Source organism: Ferdinandcohnia sp. FSL W7-1320 (assembly GCF_038050315.1).
In the GTDB taxonomy this organism is placed as follows: Bacteria; Bacillota; Bacilli; order Bacillales; family Bacillaceae_L; genus Ferdinandcohnia; species Ferdinandcohnia aciditolerans.
In genome coordinates, this window is the sequence record NZ_JBBPAM010000001.1 from 3,549,362 (window position 1) to 3,566,934 (window position 17,573).

18 protein-coding genes and 1 riboswitch are annotated in these 17,573 nt (G+C 38.8%); of the genes, 8 read left to right on the forward strand and 10 right to left on the reverse strand.

Going from position 1 to position 17,573, the window contains the following annotated elements; all coding sequences use genetic code 11:
• Positions 1–23: 23 nt before the first annotated feature.
• On the forward strand, positions 24–944 hold the full coding sequence (locus tag NST91_RS17560; protein WP_341332164.1) for a S66 peptidase family protein: 921 nt from the start codon (positions 24–26) through the stop codon (positions 942–944).
• A 20-nt stretch (positions 945–964) separates the two neighbouring features.
• Here the strand turns inward: NST91_RS17560 and NST91_RS17565 are convergent, their stop codons facing one another.
• Positions 965–1,627, reverse strand: coding sequence for an oxidoreductase (locus tag NST91_RS17565; protein ID WP_341332165.1), 663 nt, complete (start codon positions 1,625–1,627; stop codon positions 965–967).
• A gap of 319 nt (positions 1,628–1,946) precedes the next feature.
• Between NST91_RS17565 and NST91_RS17570 the strand changes: the two genes are divergently transcribed.
• Positions 1,947–3,209: an ATP-binding protein gene (locus tag NST91_RS17570; protein ID WP_341332166.1), complete on the forward strand. Its 1,263-nt coding sequence runs from the start codon at positions 1,947–1,949 to the stop codon at positions 3,207–3,209.
• Positions 3,210–3,224: 15 nt separating this feature from the next.
• Here the strand turns inward: NST91_RS17570 and NST91_RS17575 are convergent, their stop codons facing one another.
• The gene (locus tag NST91_RS17575) at positions 3,225–3,716 is read right to left on the reverse strand and encodes a hypothetical protein (RefSeq protein ID WP_341332167.1); all 492 of its coding nucleotides are present in this window, start codon (positions 3,714–3,716) and stop codon (positions 3,225–3,227) included.
• Positions 3,717–3,732: 16 nt separating this feature from the next.
• A complete protein-coding gene (locus tag NST91_RS17580) occupies positions 3,733–4,650 on the reverse strand; it encodes a ParA family protein (RefSeq protein ID WP_341332168.1) in 918 nt (305 codons plus the stop codon).
• Positions 4,651–4,819: 169 nt separating this feature from the next.
• Between NST91_RS17580 and NST91_RS17585 the strand changes: the two genes are divergently transcribed.
• Together NST91_RS17585 and NST91_RS17590 are read left to right on the forward strand one after the other, a co-directional pair.
• Positions 4,820–5,560 carry a class I SAM-dependent methyltransferase gene (locus NST91_RS17585; RefSeq protein ID WP_341332169.1) on the forward strand — a complete coding sequence of 247 codons (741 nt, stop codon included), beginning with the start codon at positions 4,820–4,822 and terminating at the stop codon, positions 5,558–5,560.
• Positions 5,561–5,611: 51 nt separating this feature from the next.
• Entirely contained in the window at positions 5,612–6,679 is a 1,068-nt protein-coding gene (locus NST91_RS17590) for an NAD(P)H-dependent flavin oxidoreductase (RefSeq protein ID WP_341332170.1), read from the forward strand.
• A 1,343-nt stretch (positions 6,680–8,022) separates the two neighbouring features.
• Here the strand turns inward: NST91_RS17590 and thiD are convergent.
• The 4 genes from thiD to NST91_RS17610 all read right to left on the reverse strand — a co-directional run bounded on the left by thiD (position 8,023) and on the right by NST91_RS17610 (position 11,205).
• The gene (gene thiD, locus NST91_RS17595) at positions 8,023–8,808 is read right to left on the reverse strand and encodes a bifunctional hydroxymethylpyrimidine kinase/phosphomethylpyrimidine kinase (protein ID WP_341332171.1); all 786 of its coding nucleotides are present in this window, start codon (positions 8,806–8,808) and stop codon (positions 8,023–8,025) included.
• Positions 8,808–9,455, reverse strand: coding sequence for a thiamine phosphate synthase (thiE, locus tag NST91_RS17600; protein WP_341332172.1), 648 nt, complete (start codon positions 9,453–9,455; stop codon positions 8,808–8,810). The genes thiD and thiE overlap by 1 nt, the downstream gene beginning before the upstream one ends.
• On the reverse strand, positions 9,442–10,266 hold the full coding sequence (gene thiM / locus NST91_RS17605; RefSeq protein ID WP_341332173.1) for a hydroxyethylthiazole kinase: 825 nt from the start codon (positions 10,264–10,266) through the stop codon (positions 9,442–9,444). The genes thiE and thiM overlap by 14 nt, the downstream gene beginning before the upstream one ends.
• Positions 10,267–10,326: 60 nt before the next feature.
• A riboswitch (TPP riboswitch) is annotated at positions 10,327–10,436 on the reverse strand.
• Positions 10,437–10,506: 70 nt separating this feature from the next.
• The gene (locus tag NST91_RS17610) at positions 10,507–11,205 is read right to left on the reverse strand and encodes a YetF domain-containing protein (protein ID WP_341332174.1); all 699 of its coding nucleotides are present in this window, start codon (positions 11,203–11,205) and stop codon (positions 10,507–10,509) included.
• A 168-nt stretch (positions 11,206–11,373) separates the two neighbouring features.
• Here NST91_RS17610 and NST91_RS17615 point away from each other — a divergent pair, with 168 nt between their 5' ends.
• The 3 genes from NST91_RS17615 (at position 11,374) to NST91_RS17625 (ending at position 13,130) form a co-directional block, all read left to right on the forward strand.
• Positions 11,374–11,721, forward strand: a complete 348-nt coding sequence (locus NST91_RS17615; RefSeq protein ID WP_121445211.1) for a helix-turn-helix transcriptional regulator — start codon at positions 11,374–11,376, stop codon at positions 11,719–11,721.
• Entirely contained in the window at positions 11,708–12,709 is a 1,002-nt protein-coding gene (locus NST91_RS17620) for an HAAS signaling domain-containing protein (protein WP_341332175.1), read from the forward strand. Before NST91_RS17615 ends, NST91_RS17620 begins: the two co-directional genes overlap by 14 nt.
• Before the next feature lie 97 nt (positions 12,710–12,806).
• Positions 12,807–13,130, forward strand: coding sequence for a hypothetical protein (locus NST91_RS17625; protein WP_121445213.1), 324 nt, complete (start codon positions 12,807–12,809; stop codon positions 13,128–13,130).
• Positions 13,131–13,175: 45 nt separating this feature from the next.
• Here NST91_RS17625 and NST91_RS17630 read toward each other — a convergent pair whose 3' ends face one another.
• Both NST91_RS17630 and NST91_RS17635 read right to left on the reverse strand, forming a co-directional pair.
• Positions 13,176–13,877, reverse strand: a complete 702-nt coding sequence (locus NST91_RS17630; RefSeq protein ID WP_341332176.1) for a gamma-glutamyl-gamma-aminobutyrate hydrolase family protein — start codon at positions 13,875–13,877, stop codon at positions 13,176–13,178.
• 15 nt (positions 13,878–13,892) lie between these two features.
• The gene (locus tag NST91_RS17635; protein WP_341332177.1) at positions 13,893–14,942 is read right to left on the reverse strand and encodes a DmpA family aminopeptidase; all 1,050 of its coding nucleotides are present in this window, start codon (positions 14,940–14,942) and stop codon (positions 13,893–13,895) included.
• Between the two features lie 703 nt (positions 14,943–15,645).
• On the opposite strand from NST91_RS17635, the gene NST91_RS17640 reads away from it, so the two are divergent.
• A complete protein-coding gene (locus NST91_RS17640) occupies positions 15,646–16,641 on the forward strand; it encodes a zinc-binding dehydrogenase (RefSeq protein ID WP_341332178.1) in 996 nt (331 codons plus the stop codon).
• Between the two features lie 143 nt (positions 16,642–16,784).
• On the opposite strand, the gene NST91_RS17645 is transcribed toward NST91_RS17640, so the two are convergent.
• Positions 16,785–17,528: a hypothetical protein gene (locus tag NST91_RS17645; protein WP_341332179.1), complete on the reverse strand. Its 744-nt coding sequence runs from the start codon at positions 17,526–17,528 to the stop codon at positions 16,785–16,787.
• Positions 17,529–17,573: the final 45 nt, after the last annotated feature.

The window sequence follows — 17,573 nt, forward strand, 5'->3', positions numbered from 1 at the left end:
AATGTAGAGAGGGAGTGGATATTATGGCAATTAGACCCCCGCTGTTACAAAGAGGAGATACAATTGGATTAGTTACACTTGGCAGCCCTCTTGATGCAAATATTATTAATGCCGGAGTACAATTCTTGAGAGATATCGGTTTTAATATCGTCTTTGGTAATCATGTATACTCATTTAATGGTATCGTTGCGGCGCCAGCCCAACAAAGAGCAGATGATTTAATGCATATGTTCAGAGATCCGAATATCAAAATGATCCTTGCCACCCGTGGAGGGACTGGAGTTCAGACCATTCTTCCTTATCTGAACTTTGATGTCATAAGACAGAATCCTAAAATTATATCTGGATATAGTGACATGACAGTATTATTAAATAGTTTATATCAGTTTAGTGATTTAATTACGTTCCATAGTTTAATGCTTATTGAATTTAGACCAGAAACCCCTGTTTATAACTTCAATCAATTTTTTGAAGCAACATCAACGTTGAATTCCCCCAGGCTCATCCAAAACCCACCAAACATAGCCATAAGGAGTTTAGTACCAGGAAATGTTACAGGTCCAATTGTTGGTGGAAATATGACTTCGTTAGTAAATGCACTCGGAACACCATATGAGATTAATACAAAGGGAAAAATACTTTTTTTAGAAGAAACCCACGCTCCATCTACCATGATTTTTAGGTATTTAACTCAATTATCAATGTCAGGTAAATTTCAAGATTGTCTTGGCATAATTATAGGGGAATGTACGAATTGCCTTGTATCCTATGGGACAACATTCGAAGATCTAATTCATGATTTATTGGTCCCCCTAGGAAAACCACTGTTAATCAACCTTACTACCGGTCACGGCTATTATAAAGCTGCTATTCCAATAGGAGCTAATGTGAATCTAAATTCAACAGCCAAAACATTAACTGTGCTTAACCCAACGGTTTCTTAGTGATGCTTCTGAGCAGTTTTTTATTTTGCAATTTTTTCAATTTCCTCCGAAGTATAAACCACTTTACCTTGTTCTTTTTCCTGAGCCACATTGTACATCGCTTTTGCTACTGTTTTTCCTTCGATTGCTCTATATTTTTGTAAGGGGCCAGTAAATATAAACTTTAGGCATTTAAACAAGACAGCAGCTATTTCTTCTCCAAGACGAAATTCGCCTCTGTTTCCAAGAAGAAGTGAAGGACGAAAGATGGAATGTTGTTCGAAGTTAAGTTGACGAACCTTTTCTTCAAGCTCTCCCTTCATTCTTGGATAAAATAGCTTAGACTTACGGTCTGCGTTCATTGAACTTACCACTAAATAATGTCTAGCACCTGCCTCTTGTGCAATCCTCCCAATCTCAACTGGATAATCTACATCTATTTTGTACATGGCTTCTTGTGTCTTTGCCTTTTTGATAGTAGTGCCTAAACATACAAACACATCATTCACAGTGAAGTATTGTTTAAATTCATTAAGGCGTTCGAAATCGACTATTACTTCTTTTAATTTTGGATGATTCATCTTAAGTGGATTTCGAACTAGAGCATACACCTCTTTATATTCAGAGGACTCTAATAATATATGTAATAATTCATTCCCAATTAAACCTGTAGCCCCAGCAATAAGTGCCGTCTTTTCTTCCACTTTGCCAACGTCCTTTCATTTAAAGAAAATGCTAATTTTTCTTCATAAGTATACCCCTATTATTTCTAACCAAATGCACTCAGTATTCGTATGTAAAATCTGTTGCAGTACTTTATTACGAAAAAAGGGAGTTTCATAGAGAAAATAATAGAAGAATTAGGTAATAAGCACCACTTTTCGTTCTTATCTTATTTCCTTTTCCAAAATTTTCACTAATTTTAGACAAAAGTTGCTTCATCTGTATTATAATAGAAATAAAATTATTATCTAACTATTTACTATATTAAAATTCTTATCATAATCCGTCGAAGGTGAATTCATGGAAATTACTAAACACATTCTTTTTAACCTATCATTATTAATTATTCTTTCATTTATAGGCTTAATATGGTTCGAACGAAAACGAAATCTTACCTTATCAAAATGGGAAGCGTACATTGGGTTAGTTGTGCTTATTTTGGCTTGCTTTATCGTTTCATATCAACCTACCCCTAATCAATTTTTTGACCTTCGTCTTATACCTATATTAATAGGTGGTCTTTATCTTGGAATTGGTCCTATCCTATGTCTAACTGTCATTATTATTAGAGGGTTATATGGTATAAATTTTGGTTTTTACGCTACCTTTTTCCTTTATCTTCCATTAGCTGTGTCTTTATGGAAGCTGTACCCTTGGTTTTGGAAACAGAGTTCCAATAAGCGTGTATGCATTTCTGTACTTGTAACCTTTATTTTATCAGTCTTTACAGCAGTTGCACTTTTAATTTCGAAACCACCAATCAATGTTTACGATGCTTGGTTTGCTTATTTAGTCATTCCACCTATTGGTTTAGGAATCTTGTCTTACCTAACCGAATTTGTTCGCAATAATATTCAATTGCGACAAACTATTGTAAAATCTGAAAAGCTCCATGCAGTCGAACAAATGGGAGCGGCGATTTCTCATGAAATTCGAAATCCTTTAACTGCAGCAATGGGATTTGTTCAATTGCTGATGTCTAATACTCTACCAAGACATAAGCAAAAAGAGTACTTGATGATAATTAAAGAAGAGTTGGCTTCTGCTGAACATGTTATTCAAGAATATCTAACTTTTTCCAAACCAGCATTAGATACGGTCGAAACCCTTCAAATCAAACGCGAATTGCAACAAGTGATATCTATTTTAAAGCCTACTGCAAACCAGCATTCGGTAGAAGTCATTACGAATTTTTCTTTGATAGGCGCGATGGAAGGTGACCGGCAAAAGTTTCATCAATGCTTTATCAACGTCATGAAAAATGCGATAGAGGCAATGCCTGGTGGAGGAAGATTATATGTTGAAACTAGTTATGACCGATACACTGTAAGCATTATAATCCGCGACACTGGTATGGGTATGACAAAAGAACAAATTGAGAGACTAGGTGAACCTTATTACTCTACTAAAGGACCAAAAGGAACAGGTCTTGGAATGATGGTCGTTTATAGTATTGTGAAAGCAATGAAAGGTACGATCAAAGTATCAAGTTCTGTTGGCGAAGGAACTGAATTCACATTTCAATTTCCATCTGTCCTTTCCACAAACGAACCCCACGCCTGAGAACGTGGGGGTGCTTTATGCGTATTCTAAAAAAGCCTTTCCTCTCCTTTTAGTTCGAATATCCCTTTTAATAGCCTCGTAAACTTCATTTTTCGTTCCTTTTATTTCCTGTTTTTCTTCGGTAAGTAGACAATACAAAAGTTTTAAATCTAATGCAGTTGCCTCCTTCATTACCTTAGTTTTTGCGGTAGCATCAATATAGGTAATGATTTGTTCGACGGTATTCAGCTTCGTAAAATGTAGTTTCGTTCCTACCAACCCACTATATTTTTCTTCAAATAAAGAATCGACAATATCAGAAAAAGATGGTTTAGTTGTCTTGTTGGACTTTTTTTCTATATTCGCCTTGCCCGTTTTTTCCTCAACCGAGATATCTCCGTAACCATGAAAAAGCTCAATTATTTTCTCAACTTCTTTGATTTCCTTTTTTGGTATTTGCAATGTTTCATAGATCGTTTTTAATTTTTCCAAATGATCTGCTACCCTTTGATAGGTTATTGTACTCATCTAATTCTTCCTCCACTTAAAAGAGACTATTAAAAATGTTTGGTTCGATACAGAATAGAATTTCATCCGTTAGCTCTGCATATTCGGAACGTTTTTTTCCATTTGCTGTATCTCGTGCAATTTCCTCAATGTGTCTGATTACTGTTTTGAAAAGATAATTCCCTTCTTCCAAATCTGATAGAATCGAATCAATGTTTGCTTCTTTTAATTCTGCTTTTAAATCCTTCATTTCTTTTACATTATTCACATTTGTTTTTTTCAATGTTTCAAAAATCCCAATTAATCTTGGTTTCGTACCAAACAATAATTTCGCTAGCAATGCCTTTTCATGTTCCACACTAAAGGTATTATAAATTTTCTCGACAGACTTAATGTAATGAACCACCCCGCGAATACTCATCGTTTGAATAATCGACGGAATTAAATAATAATCTGATAGAAGAAATGCGCCTTGGGTAATCACATTGTTACTTGGTGGACAGTCAAACAGAATATAATCATACTTACTTTCGAGCTTCATACTTTGGAAAAACTGTTGGAGCACAGCTAGGTCTTCAAAATCATCTCTTAATCTTAAAGCAATTTGATCGAGGCCACCATTTGTATAAAATAAATTAGATGGAATGAAGTGGATCTGTTCAGGGGTTTGTTTGATTAAACGAGTTGTATCAATGGTATATTTCAAATAAGGGTACTGTTTAAATTGTGCCCACATATCATAGACAAAGTTTAGACTCTCGTTGTTCTTAAGCTGTTCAAGGTTTCGATCAATTCTTGTAAGACAAATTTCACTCAGTGAGCATTGTGGATCTAAATCAATTAGGAGTACCTTCTTTTTCGCTTCTGCCAAGTGAAGCGCAATCTGATAAATACTAGTGGTCTTGCCCACTCCCCCTTTATAATTCCCAACAAAAATTTTTTTGCCTTCAACCACTCGCTGACCCCCTCAAAAGTATTCATTTTAATGTATTAAGGAAGTAGGAAAATATTCTTATTTTGATTTGTCATAATCTTTTCTTATGTTAATTTATAAAATATTTATAATTTTCTTATATCAATTATTACTATATGATAAAAGTAACAAACGCAATGGAGGAGAAAGAATGGATATTAAATCAGACGTTAAAAAACAATTTGGCCGCAGTGCTGCCTCTTATGTAACAAGTGAAGGTCACCGTAAAGGTGGAGATTTACAAACATTGATTGCATTAGCCGATGCTACAGGTGGCGGACATACTGCGAATGCCCTTGCTCCTCGTGTAAGAAAGGTTATTGCATTAGATTTAACACCAGAAATGTTAGCTGCTGCTGAAAATTTCATTAGAGGAAATGGCCATGACAACGTTGAATATGTTGAAGGTGATGCCGAAAAACTACCATTTTCAGATGAATCATTCAATATTGTTTCTTGCAGAATTGCTCCTCACCATTTCCCTAACATTACAAGCTTCGTGAGTGAAGTATCGCGTGTTTTAAAAACAGGTGGACAGTTCTTGTTAGATGATAATGTAGCTCCTGAAAACAAGGAATTTGATGAATTTTATAATACTGTTGAAAAAAAGAGAGACTATAGTCATTTTCGTGCTTGGAAAAAGACTGAATGGCTACAAATGCTAGAAAATGAAGGCTTTGAAATCCAAGAACTCTATCGTTTTGACAAGCCATTTGACTTTGAAAGTTGGTGTAACCGTATGAATCTTTCAGATAACGAAATGGCCGAACTGAATGAATACATGCGAAACTCTTCCGAAAAGGTCAAACAAAAGTTTCGTATTCAGATTGAGAATGATAAAATCATCTCCTTCCAAGGAGAAGCATTTGTTTTAAAAGCTACAAAACTTTAAGATCAAAGTGGGGGCAAGACCCCCACTTTCTTTCATTTAGGAGGATTCGTTTTGCTTAAAAACAAAGTTACTGAACTGCTAAAGATTGAACATCCAATTATCCAAGCTCCAATGGCTGGTGGTGTTACAACTTCAGAATTAGTTTCTGCTGTATCAAATGCAGGAGGCTTAGGTATGATAGGTGCCGGATACATGACGCCTTTGCAATTACAGGAACAGATTAGTGAAATCAAAAAGCTTACGCCCCATTCTTTTGGAGTTAATCTATTTGTTCCAACCAAATTTCATACTAAAGAAAATGAAGTGAAGTCAGCAAATCAATTACTTAATCCGATTCGTGAAAAATTAAACATACCTCCAAATGAACATGTTGAGATCCCTTCATTTACGGATACAATAAAGAAGTTTGATGAGCAAATTAACGTTATCATTGAGGAAAAGGTTTCTATTTGTTCCTTTACATTTGGTCTTCCTTCAAAAGAATTGATTTCCAAATTAAAACAACATCAGATGGTTTTAATGGGAACAGCAACATCTGTTAAAGAAGCCATAGAAATCGAAAAGTCAGGATTGGATCTAGTTGTTGTTCAAGGCAGTGAAGCTGGTGGGCATCGTGGAGGATTTATTCATAACGGGCACAAGGGCTTAATTGGCTTAATGTCACTTATACCACAAGTGGCTGATAACGTTAAGATTCCAGTCATAGCCGCTGGTGGAATCATGGATGGCAGAGGATTAAAGGCATCTATTTGCTTAGGTGCACAGGCTGTTCAAATGGGGACCGCATTTTTGACATGCATTGAGAGTGGGGCACATCCTATCCATAAAAAATCCATTCTGAATGCGTCTGATGACGAAACGGTCGTAACCCGTACATTTTCTGGTAAATGGGCACGAGGACTCATCAATCCCTTTATTGAAAACATGAAGGAACACGAAAAAAACCTCCCAGAGTTCCCTGTTCAAAATTCACTTACCCAGGATATCCGAAAGGCATCAAATTCGCAGAATAATAAAGACTTCATGTCCCTTTGGTCTGGACAAAGTCCAAGATTAGCTAAGAATCAAAGCGTTGCAAACTTAATAGAATCAATCATCTCCGAAGTAAAACACATCTAATGTTAATAGTGTTCTCAGGTTCAGACACTGGCTCGCTTGTTCGGTGGTGCCAAGACAGAAGTTGTATCCGCTTCAGACTCTGGCTTACTTGTAGGGCGATTCCTTGTCCGAAGTTTGCTTGACTTCAGACACAATCTTGCCTGTTCGGCAATTCCTTGTCCGAAGTTTGCTCGACTTCGGACACAATCTCGCTTGTTCGGCGATTCCTTGTCCGAAGTTGGCTCGACTTTGTACACAATCTTGCTTGTTCGGCGATTCCTTGTCCGAAGTTTGCTCAACTTCGGACACTATCCCACTTGTTCGGTGGTCTCTTGTCCGAAGTTGACTTGACTTCGGACACAATCTCACTTGTTCAGCGGTTCCAAGTCCGAAGTCTGCTCGACTTCAGACACTATCTCACTTGTTCTACGAATCCAAGTCCGAAGTTTTTTCGACTTCGGACACTATCTCGCTTGTTCTACGAATCCATGTCCGAAGTTTTTTCGACTTCGGACACTATCTCGCTTGTTCGGCGATTCCTTGTCCGAAGTTTGCTCGACTTTGTACACAATCTTGCTTGTTTGGCGGTCCCTTGTCCGAAGTCTGCTCGGATTCGGACACAATCTCACTTGTTCTACGAACCCAAGTCCGAAGTTGGCTCGACTTCGGACACTATCTCACTTGTTCTACGAATCCATGTCCGAAGTTTGCACGACTTCGGACACTATCTCACTTGTTCTACGAACCCAAGTCCGAAGTTGGCTCGGCTTCAGACACAATCTTGCCTGTTCGGCGATTCCTTGTCCGAAGTTTGCTCGACTTCGGACACAATCTCGCTTGTTCGGTGGTCCCAAGTCCGAAGTTTGCTCGACTTCGGACACTATCCCACTTGTTCGGTGGTCTCTTGTCCGAAGTCTGCTCGGATTCGGACACTATCTCACTTGTTCTACGAATCCATGTCCAAAGTTTTTTCGACTTCTGACACAATCTCACTTGTTCAGCGGTTCCAAGTCCGAAGTCTGCTCGACTTCGGACACGATCTTGCTTGTTCGGCGATTCCTTGTCCGAAGTTTGCTCGACTTCTGACACAATCTCGCTTGTTCGGTGGTCCCAAGTCCGAAGTTTGCTCGAATTCGGACACTATCCCACTTGTTCGGTGGTCCCTTGTCCGAAGTCTCCTCGACTTCGGACACTATCCCGCTTGTTCAGCGATTCTTTGTCCGAATTTAACTCCGCTTCAGACACTATCCCACTTTGTTCGGTGGTCCCTTGTCCGAAGTCTCCTCGGCTTCAGACACTATCCCCCTTGTTCGGCGGTGCCTTGTCAGAAGTTGACACAACTGCTTCAGACGCTGCAACTCTAATTAGTTCTTTAGGGCGTAACAATGATTCAATGGTCCACTGCCTTTTCCAAGGTCTAGTCCCGCTTCAATTGCTCCCGTAATATATTGTTTTGCTTCTTTTATACTCGTTTTAATATCATGGCCTTTTGCTAAATTACAAGCAATGGCTGATGAGAGTGTACAACCTGTGCCATGCGTGTTCGGGTTACTGATCCGTTCTCCAGGGAACCATGTGAACTCGCCATTATTATATAATAGGTCATCCGCAGTATCTTCAAGATGTCCACCTTTAATCAAAATGGCCCCTTTATAGGTTTCGTACAATTTTTGGGCAGCCACTTGCATGTCTTCCTTCGTGGTAATCTCCATCCCACCAAGCGCCTCAGCCTCATGAATATTGGGTGTAATAATAGTAGCAAGCGGAATTAATTGACTAATCAAGGCGTCCATTGCCGATTCACTCAAAAGTCTACTCCCACTAGTTGATATCATGACTGGATCCACTACTATATTTGAAGGCTTATATTCTTCTAGTTTTTCCACGATTTTATGGATGATTTCAGGAGATGACACCATGCCGATTTTTACACTATCAGGAAAAATATCAGTCATGATGCAATCCAGCTGTTGCCCGACAAATTCAGGAGTCGAATCGAGAACCCCGTATACGCCAGTTGTATTTTGAGCAGTAAGAGCTGTGATTGCACTCATTGCATACATATTATGGGCTGTAATTGTTTTAATATCTGCCTGAATTCCAGCTCCTCCACTACAATCAGATCCTGCAATCGTCAATACCTTTTTCATTATTTTCCACTCCCTACCATCGTTGCTGAAAGCTTATTTAACTCCTTTGTAGCGGCTGTGATATCGGACTGTGCAAAGATTGCCGATACAACCGCAACACCGTCTACCCCACTTCCAACTAACTCTAAAATATTTGTTTTATTAATCCCACCAATTGCAACGATGGGAATCGAAACACTCTTACAAATTTCTTGCACGGTTTCGAATGTCATTGGTTTCGCGTCTTTTTTTGTACCTGTTGGGAATACCGAACCAATACCAAGATAATCTGCACCAGCTTTCTCAGCAGCAATAGCTTGTTCTACATTTTGAGCCGACACGCCTAGAATTTTATCCGTGCCAATCATTTCACGTACTTTTTCAACCCGCATATCCTCTTGACCAACATGCACACCATCTGCATCACAAGCTAGCGCAATTTCAACATTATCGTTAATAACAAAAGGAATATCATAAAAAGCCGTTAACATTTTAAGTTCAATAGCTTCTTGTAAAAAATCATCATACCCAAGATTCTTTTCTCTTAGTTGAAGGAATGTAATACCACCTTTTAACGCTGCTTCGACTTGTTCCACTAAGGTTTGGCTGCCTGTCCAGGCACGGTCTGTTACTGCATATAGTTGCATAAATTTTTTATCGATTTTCAATGTTCATACCACCTTGCAATTGCAAAAAATTTAGTTTACTCATCACATCAATCAAGTACATACGGAATGATGAAGTTCCTGCATCCATTTCTTCTACTTTTTGATGAGCTAATTCACCGCAATATCCCATTGCGCTCACTGCTGCGGCTGTACTCTTTAAAATTTCACTAGGATTCGCTCCACAATAAGCAGCTACAACAGAAGTAAGCATACAGCCTGTCCCTGTAATTTTCGACATCAACGGATGGCCATTTCTGATTGCAAATGCTTCGTACGTGTTCGCAACGATATCTATAGCACCTGTGATTACAATGACTGCACCTGTTTGTTTACTTACCTGTTTAGCAAACTGAATCATTTCTTCGAGATTACCTTCATTGATGACGTCTTCTGCAGCTGCGTCCACACCTTTGGTATTTCCACTGCCTGCATGCACCGTTTTTATTTCTGATAGGTTCCCTCTGATAACAGCAAATCGTATCTCATCTAAAAGCTGATAAACAGTATTAGTTCTTAGGCTGGACGCCCCTGCTCCAACTGGATCCAAAACAACAGGATGTCCTAGTTTGTTTGCTGCCTTCCCTGCTAAAATCATAGATTCTATCGTTCTCTCATTTAATGTACCGATATTAATCACAAGCGCATTGCAAATACTTGTAATATCCACCACTTCTTTTGGATCGTCCGCCATAATCGGTGAACCTCCACAAGCAAGGACGATATTTGCAACATCATTAACCGTCACATAGTTTGTAATATTATGGACGAGCGGTGTTTTTTGCCTAACGTTTTTTAAGATTTGCTCAAACATGGTAATCCTCCATTCAAATAAAAAATGCGGTATACCTGAAACAGATATACCGCATGAATCGTCATACTTACACACATTCCCTACGTTGGCATTATCCAAATCAGGTAAAGGGTCAAAGCTACATTTTGCTTACTCTCAGCCCACAAGTGTGAGCTCCCCTGCACTATTCAATTTGATTCTATTATAGCATACGAATCTGTGCTGTCATTCTTTTTAAGTCCTATACATTTTTCCGGAGGCTTAATGCATCATATTGTCGTCTATGTTGTCAATGTATAGTGTCCCATCTTTTTGTACCTCTGCATAAAAGACCTCAGATGCATCCGTCACCCCAGCATTTTTTAATTGTTGGTTTAGCCAGTTTGTATCTAAATTTAATCTAGAAAGATTCATGTTATTAATTACACCGTCTGAGATGACCTCGGTCGAGGTTGGATATATATAGGGATTACTCTTAACACTGGCATCCTCTTTTGTGTAAGGCATTTTATGTTCGTATGGCATCACCGAAAGTTGGCCACTAGTTTCAAAGATGGCATACTGTACATCTTTAATAGAAAAGTACCCTTTTTGTCTTAATATTGAATTAAGGGTATCCATATCTAGTCGTGTTGAACGAAGTGAATTCTCCATAACCTTTCCTTCTTTTATCACAATGATCGGTTCCCCTGTTGTTACTTTCCTTGCTTTTTTCGACTTTATATCAATAAAAGCAATCGCTAATGTAAAAACAGTCCAGCCTATTAACGCTAGTACCCCATTTACTATACTTACATTTGAATTCATTGCAAAATTTGCGGCAATAGAGCCTATAGCAATGGCAGAAACAAAATTAAAAAATGTCATTTGACTGATTTCTTTTCTTCCCATTATTCTTGCAAGTACAAATAACACAACAAAAGCAATAGCGATCCTTAGTAAGAGCTGTGAAGCAGCCATCATAAAACTCCTTTTTAGTTTGTTGAGATTTATTTTATCCCTAATAAAGCGATTTAATTAATTCACCCAATTTTAAAAAAAGAATTGTTTTCTTCGCAACAATAGTGTACGATACATAGTATAAATCAAATACTGTATGTCATATAGTAATAAAAATGAGGTGGGTAAATGAGTGATTTATTTAACTCATTAATAACTGAACTAAGAAGAGGAACGTTGACACTAGCGGTTTTGAGTCAATTACGAACCCCACAATATGGCTATTCCCTAGTCCAGTTATTAGAGGGGTCAGGTATCAACATTGAGCAAAGTACGTTATATCCACTGCTTCGTCGGCTGGAAAAACAGGAACTAGTGACAAGCAATTGGGACACAACGGAGAGTAGGCCCAGAAAGTACTATGTTTTGAGTGAATACGGTCTCGAAATCTTTTTACAATTAAAAAAGGAATGGATTCAAAATTCGAAAGAGCTATATAAATTATTAGAGGGAGAGGAAGATTATGAATCTGATTGAAATTTACATTCAGGAAGTCACGCGACGACTTCCTGAAAAAGTGAGAGATGACATTGCTCTTGAACTGCGGTCGACAATCGAGGACATGTTGCCCGATGATTACAATGAAGAAGATGTAAAAATCGCGTTAGAAAAATTAGGGAGCCCGGCAAAATTGGCCAGTGGTTATCTTGATCGGCCCATGTACCTTATTGGACCACGTTATTTTGATGTGTATGTTACTTTATTAAAAATGATTATACCGATTGCGGCTGTTATCTCACTCATCGCAATCATCCCTGAGTATTTTCTTGGGCAACAAGGTGAGGAAACCATCATTAATATGGTATTGGAAATTGTCGGTTTCGGCATATGGAGAATTATTGAAGTATCAATACAAACATTCTTTTGGCTGACAATTGTGTTTGCCATTATCGAAAGAACGGATAAATCAAAAGATGACCAACCATTAACAGCCAGTCTAAAAAAATGGACTCCAGATGATTTAAAAAGTATAACCTATATCCCAAAGAAAAAAGCGATCTCAAAGTTTGAAGTTTTTGGAGGTTTACTATGGACTGCCATTTGGGCAACTCTATATTTTAAAGCAAATCAGCTTTTAGGTATCTACGAAGGCGGGAAAGATGGACTTGAATTTGTAATTCCAGCCTTAAATCAAGACGTTTTGTTACAGTTCTGGCCAATCGTTCTTATTGTGATTGTTACAGAAATTTCACTTGCTTTATATAAATTAATTAAGGGACAATGGACGAAAGGCTTGGCCTTCTCTAATGCTGCTGTCGAACTAATCGGAGCCATTGTATTCATCGTGATATTCATACATCCGAATATCATGAACCAGGCCTTTATCACCTATATATCCGAAGACCTTTTCACCATGAACCCAGATCACTTTAACTCTAGGTTTATTATTGGTGTAATTACTATTCTCTTAGTATCTGCGGCAATTAGTATATATGATGGTTTTCGAAAGGATCGTATCCGATAACAGACTTTTACCAACTCCCGTGGGATTAGTTGTCCTAATCTTTTTCTCGAATGCATATAGATGAGTAATAGATATGGAACAAAGGAGTTTGGTAACTTTGAATAAATTGTTGACCGCCATCGGGATTCTATCCATTATATTTGTGACCGGTGTAATTGAATCAGATGATGTCTATGAATACAAAAATGCAATTTCTGTATCTGGTATGTCTTCGGACGAAGAAGTAACAGCAAATCCGGAAGAGGATACTTCAGAAGAGGAACTGATTCTAGAATTGGAGATGCAGTATGTTGACACTGAGATTGTCAACGGTAATAAGGTTGACATCTACCGTGAATATGAAATTTATCGTAATGAAGCGAATGAAGTAATCAAAAGAGTTCCCACTGACAATTATGAGTATTTAGAGTACTGGGGATAAAGATAAGGAGTTAAGTCCTGTGTATAAGACTTAACTCCTTTTTTCTTAACAACTTTCTACAAATCTTGTAAAAATACGTTTCGCAATCTCATCACCATTGACCGCCAAGCCTTCAGGATGCCATTGCACGCCTAACACAAAAGAATGTCCCTTGCTTTCGATTGCCTCGATGATTCCATCTGATGCAACCCCTGAAACCTCAAGTGGATATGGTACATGGCGAACTGCCTGGTGATGATACGTATTCACCTTAAATTCAGAAGACCCTGCAATAGATTCTAGCAAACTCCCTTCCTTTGCTTTCACAAAGTGGGCAAGATGATATCTTGTTGCCTTCTGTGAGTGCTGAAGTAGCCCGGTTTCATGTTGATCATAAATATCCTGATACATATCCCCACCAAGTGCAATATTCAAAATCTGGATACCGCGACAGATTGCAAGGATTGGCTTATTTGCATCTAATATCTCCTGAATGATGGCTGGCTCAAAATCATCTCTTCCTGGCGAAATCGTCCCGAGCTTTGGATGTGGCTCCTCTCCAAATAAGGTTGGGTCAATATCCCCTCCCCCTGTCAGTAGAAGCCCATCTATCTTACTGGCAATCTGTGAAACATCTTCATCAATGCCAATTGGCAAAATAACCGGAATTCCTCCTGCTCCAATTACAGCTTGAATATAATCATTCGACAGCGTATGTTTATAATCCAACTCAACATGCGAGGTAACACCAATAATCGGCTTATTCATATTTATTCCCCCTCATTATGAAATGATCTCACTCATCAGTTCTGCCAATGAATACAGTGTATTTCCATTTCTGCCTATTGTCGTTTTCGCAGTTAGTAATGATTGTAATATCGCTTCCTCTGTAGCGTCTGCTGTTGCTAAAAAGGCTTGATCCAAGTCATCTTCATGAATGACTTTTATAGTTTGGAGTTCCCCTTTATTTTCATGACTGATTGTGTTTGCGGTTGAGAAACCGATGAAAACATCCCCACTCCCATTTCCAATAAAAGAACCTGTTCTACTAAGTCCCACTGATGCACGTTTGATGATTCGCTTTAATTGACGTGAAGTCACCGGCAAATCAGTTGCAATGATGATCATGATAGAGCCTTTGTCACCCTTCTCGCTTTTTGACGAGATCTTCTCTTTGATGATTGGACCCACATGGATTCCGTTTAGGCGAAACTGATCAATCTCCCCAAAATTCGAGAGCACCAGGACGCCCAGGGTGTAGTTTCCATGAGGATATGTAAGGATTCGTGACGAGGAACCGATCCCCCCTTTTAGCCCAAAGCATTTCATTCCCGCACCTGCTCCTATACTGCCTTCTTCGAAATTGGTTGTTGCTGTTTCTAACGCTTCCAGGACATTCGTTTCTTTAATTGACTGTTTTCGGATATTATTTAATAACATATCATTGCACTCGCCGATGACTGGATTTATTGTCCCGGTTGTATCACCGATTTCTTTGTTCTGCTCAAGCATATAACTGATAAGGTGATTGGCTGCTACCCCCACACTTAGCGTATTTGTTAGCAGAATAGGTGTTTCAATTGTGCCCAGTTCATCGATTTGAAGAGTCCCCATCGTCTTTCCGAACCCATTCATAGCATATGAAGCAGCAACCACTTTATTGTTAAAAATATTTGTGTCGTGCGGGATGATGGCTGTCACCCCTGTCTGGATATCCCCGTCGGATATGGTGGAGTGGCCGACTCTCACGCCTTTTACATCTGTGATTTTATTTAAAGTTCCTGTTGGTAAGTTACCGATATTTATCCCGTAATCTTTTAGTCTTATTTGCATTTTTGTGTAACCCTTTCCGATTGATATTTGTTATTAGTATAGGATAGATGGGCGGGTTGAGTATAGGTGGGTAGGGATATTTTTGTTTTATTAGGAACAGAGTGTTATGTTCGCGGTGTTGCTGGTTCGGTGTATCCTAATTTTATCTAGGTGCGGGTGTCTTTCGCGGCTTTGCTGGTTCGCTGTTCCCTAATTTTATCCAAATGTGGGCGTCTTTCGCGACTTTGCTGGTTCGCTGTTCCCTAATATTATCCAGACGCGGGCGTCTTTCGCGGATTTGCTGGTTCGCTGTTCCCTAATTTTATCCAGATGCGGGCGTCTTTCGCGGATTTGCCGGTTCGCTGTTCCCTAATTTTATCCAAATGCAGGCGTCTTTCGCGGCTTTGCTGGTTCGCTGTTCCCTAATTTTATCCAGATGCGGGCGTGTTTTGCGATTTTGTTGGTTCGCATTCTCCTAATTTTATCCAATAAGTGACCTCTTTTAAGTGTGTAGTAGGCTACCTAGCCACAAATTTGGCCTTTTCATTACTCTTCTACTCTTCAAATCTAACAATCCGGTACGTATCCCACTCTTGCGTTACCTTTCCTTACTCCAAGTCAAAAAATCGGACACGCATCCCCTCTACAATCCAATTAGTTGAAATGTTCTGTAGAATTCTATTAAAATGAAACTATCGTTTAGACAATTTAGGAGGGGAAAAACATGAAAGCGTTTGTACATTACAAAGTTCCTGGAATGGACGGAACATCCTATTCCGATATTGATGAGATTGAACCAAAACAAGGTGAAGTGAAGGTTAAGCTAAAAAGCGCTGGACTCAATCACCGTGATTTATTTGTTTTACATAGACATAAAGAAACAGATCCCCCATTAGTAATTGGGTCGGATGGCGCTGGGATTGTTGAAGCGGTTGGCCCTGGTGTTGAAGATGTTAAGATTGGGGATGAAGTAATCCTCAATCCTTCCTTAGGCTGGAAAGAAAATAGCGATGCTCCACCTGAAGGTCATGAGATTCTTGGATTACCCGATCACGGAACCTTTGCCGAAAAAATCACAATCTCTGCGGATAATGTTGGTCCAAAGCCAGCACATTTATCATGGTATGAAGCTGGAGTCTTATCTCTTGCAGCCATGACTGCCTATCGCGCATTATTCACTCGTGCAAATGTAAAGCCAACTGATACTATCTTATTACCTGGAATCGGAAGTGGTGCCGTAACGTTCCTTTTACTATTTGCGAAAGCAATCGGGGCTCGTGTTATCGTTACTTCTCGCTCTGAAGCGAAGCTAAAACAAGCTCTTGAATTAGGCGCTGATGTAGCGATTGATAGCAATGGTAACTGGAATGAGGCGTTAAATGGAGAAAAAGCAGATATCGTAGTTGAAACAGTTGGAGCAGCGACATTCCATAAATCACTTGGACAGCTTCGAAAGGGTGGAAAAATGGTAACATTCGGTGCGTCTGCTGGTGATTCTGTGGACTTCAATCTTCGTGAATTCTTTTATGGTCAATATACATTACTTGGCTCCACCATGGCGAGTACAGAAGAGTTTAATGAAATGTTGCAATTTGTCAATGAACATAAAATTAAACCTGTAATTGATAAAGTATACCCTCTGGAAGAAACTAAAAAAGCAATGCAGCGTATTGACGAAGCTGAACAATTCGGAAAAATCGTGATAAAAATCGAAGACTAAAACGTAAAGCTCAAGTCACCCTCACCAACAAAAAGACAAGAAAAGTGCTTTTTACCTTCAGAAGCTATTGACTTGTAACCCAAAGACGATGGCTAGTGAAGCTAGATAACTAGAACTGCACCTATAATAAAGGTGCAGTTTTTTTATCCAAAATAACTAGCTAACTTTTTCTTCATCTGCTCCTTGTTCTCAGCAAATTGTCTATGGCGGTGACCATTTCCACCTGAGGTATGTGGAAATCCATAAAGAACGTTATCTGAGGATACATACCCATTTTCTGCTAGGTAGTTGAACACTGCTGTCACATTAACCCCTAAAGGAATGATGAGTGGATTTTGAATACGCACTAACTCTTCTGTAAAACTATCCATAATATGCTTCTTTAACAATTCCGTATTTAACATCTTTGGAGTTGAGCCACTGTAATTTTTCCCCTTATAGAATACTGGATACCTAATAACAGAAGCTGTTTGAACAAGATGACTGGCAGACGTAAAAAGCTCACTGGTAGATTCAATTCCCAGGTATGAGTGTAACCCAAGTTCATCGAGCATCCCAATCAGATTTTTCCTCATCGGACCTTCAAAACTTGAATTCTTTTTCACCTCGTGTAAGAGTTGCTCATCAGATAGACCTTTATTTTTCGGATCAAGGATTGTTGAAAATGATTTTTTCATTTGATGTAGTCCTGGTGTAATTCCGACTATCATAACTTTTGCAGACTCATTTACGTATTCAAATGGGGCATAATAAATTTCGAGGTGCTTTTTTTCATCCACTTCCAATAAAAATGTCTTGCTCTTAATGTCTTCTTCCTTATAGTCCCTGGGCAAGGATAAAATTTTTTGTTTGTATGTTTCGAACTTCGAACCAGCCACGATTGCCACATGAATTCCTCCCTTAAGCTGTAAAAGGTATACCGGGTTGGTATA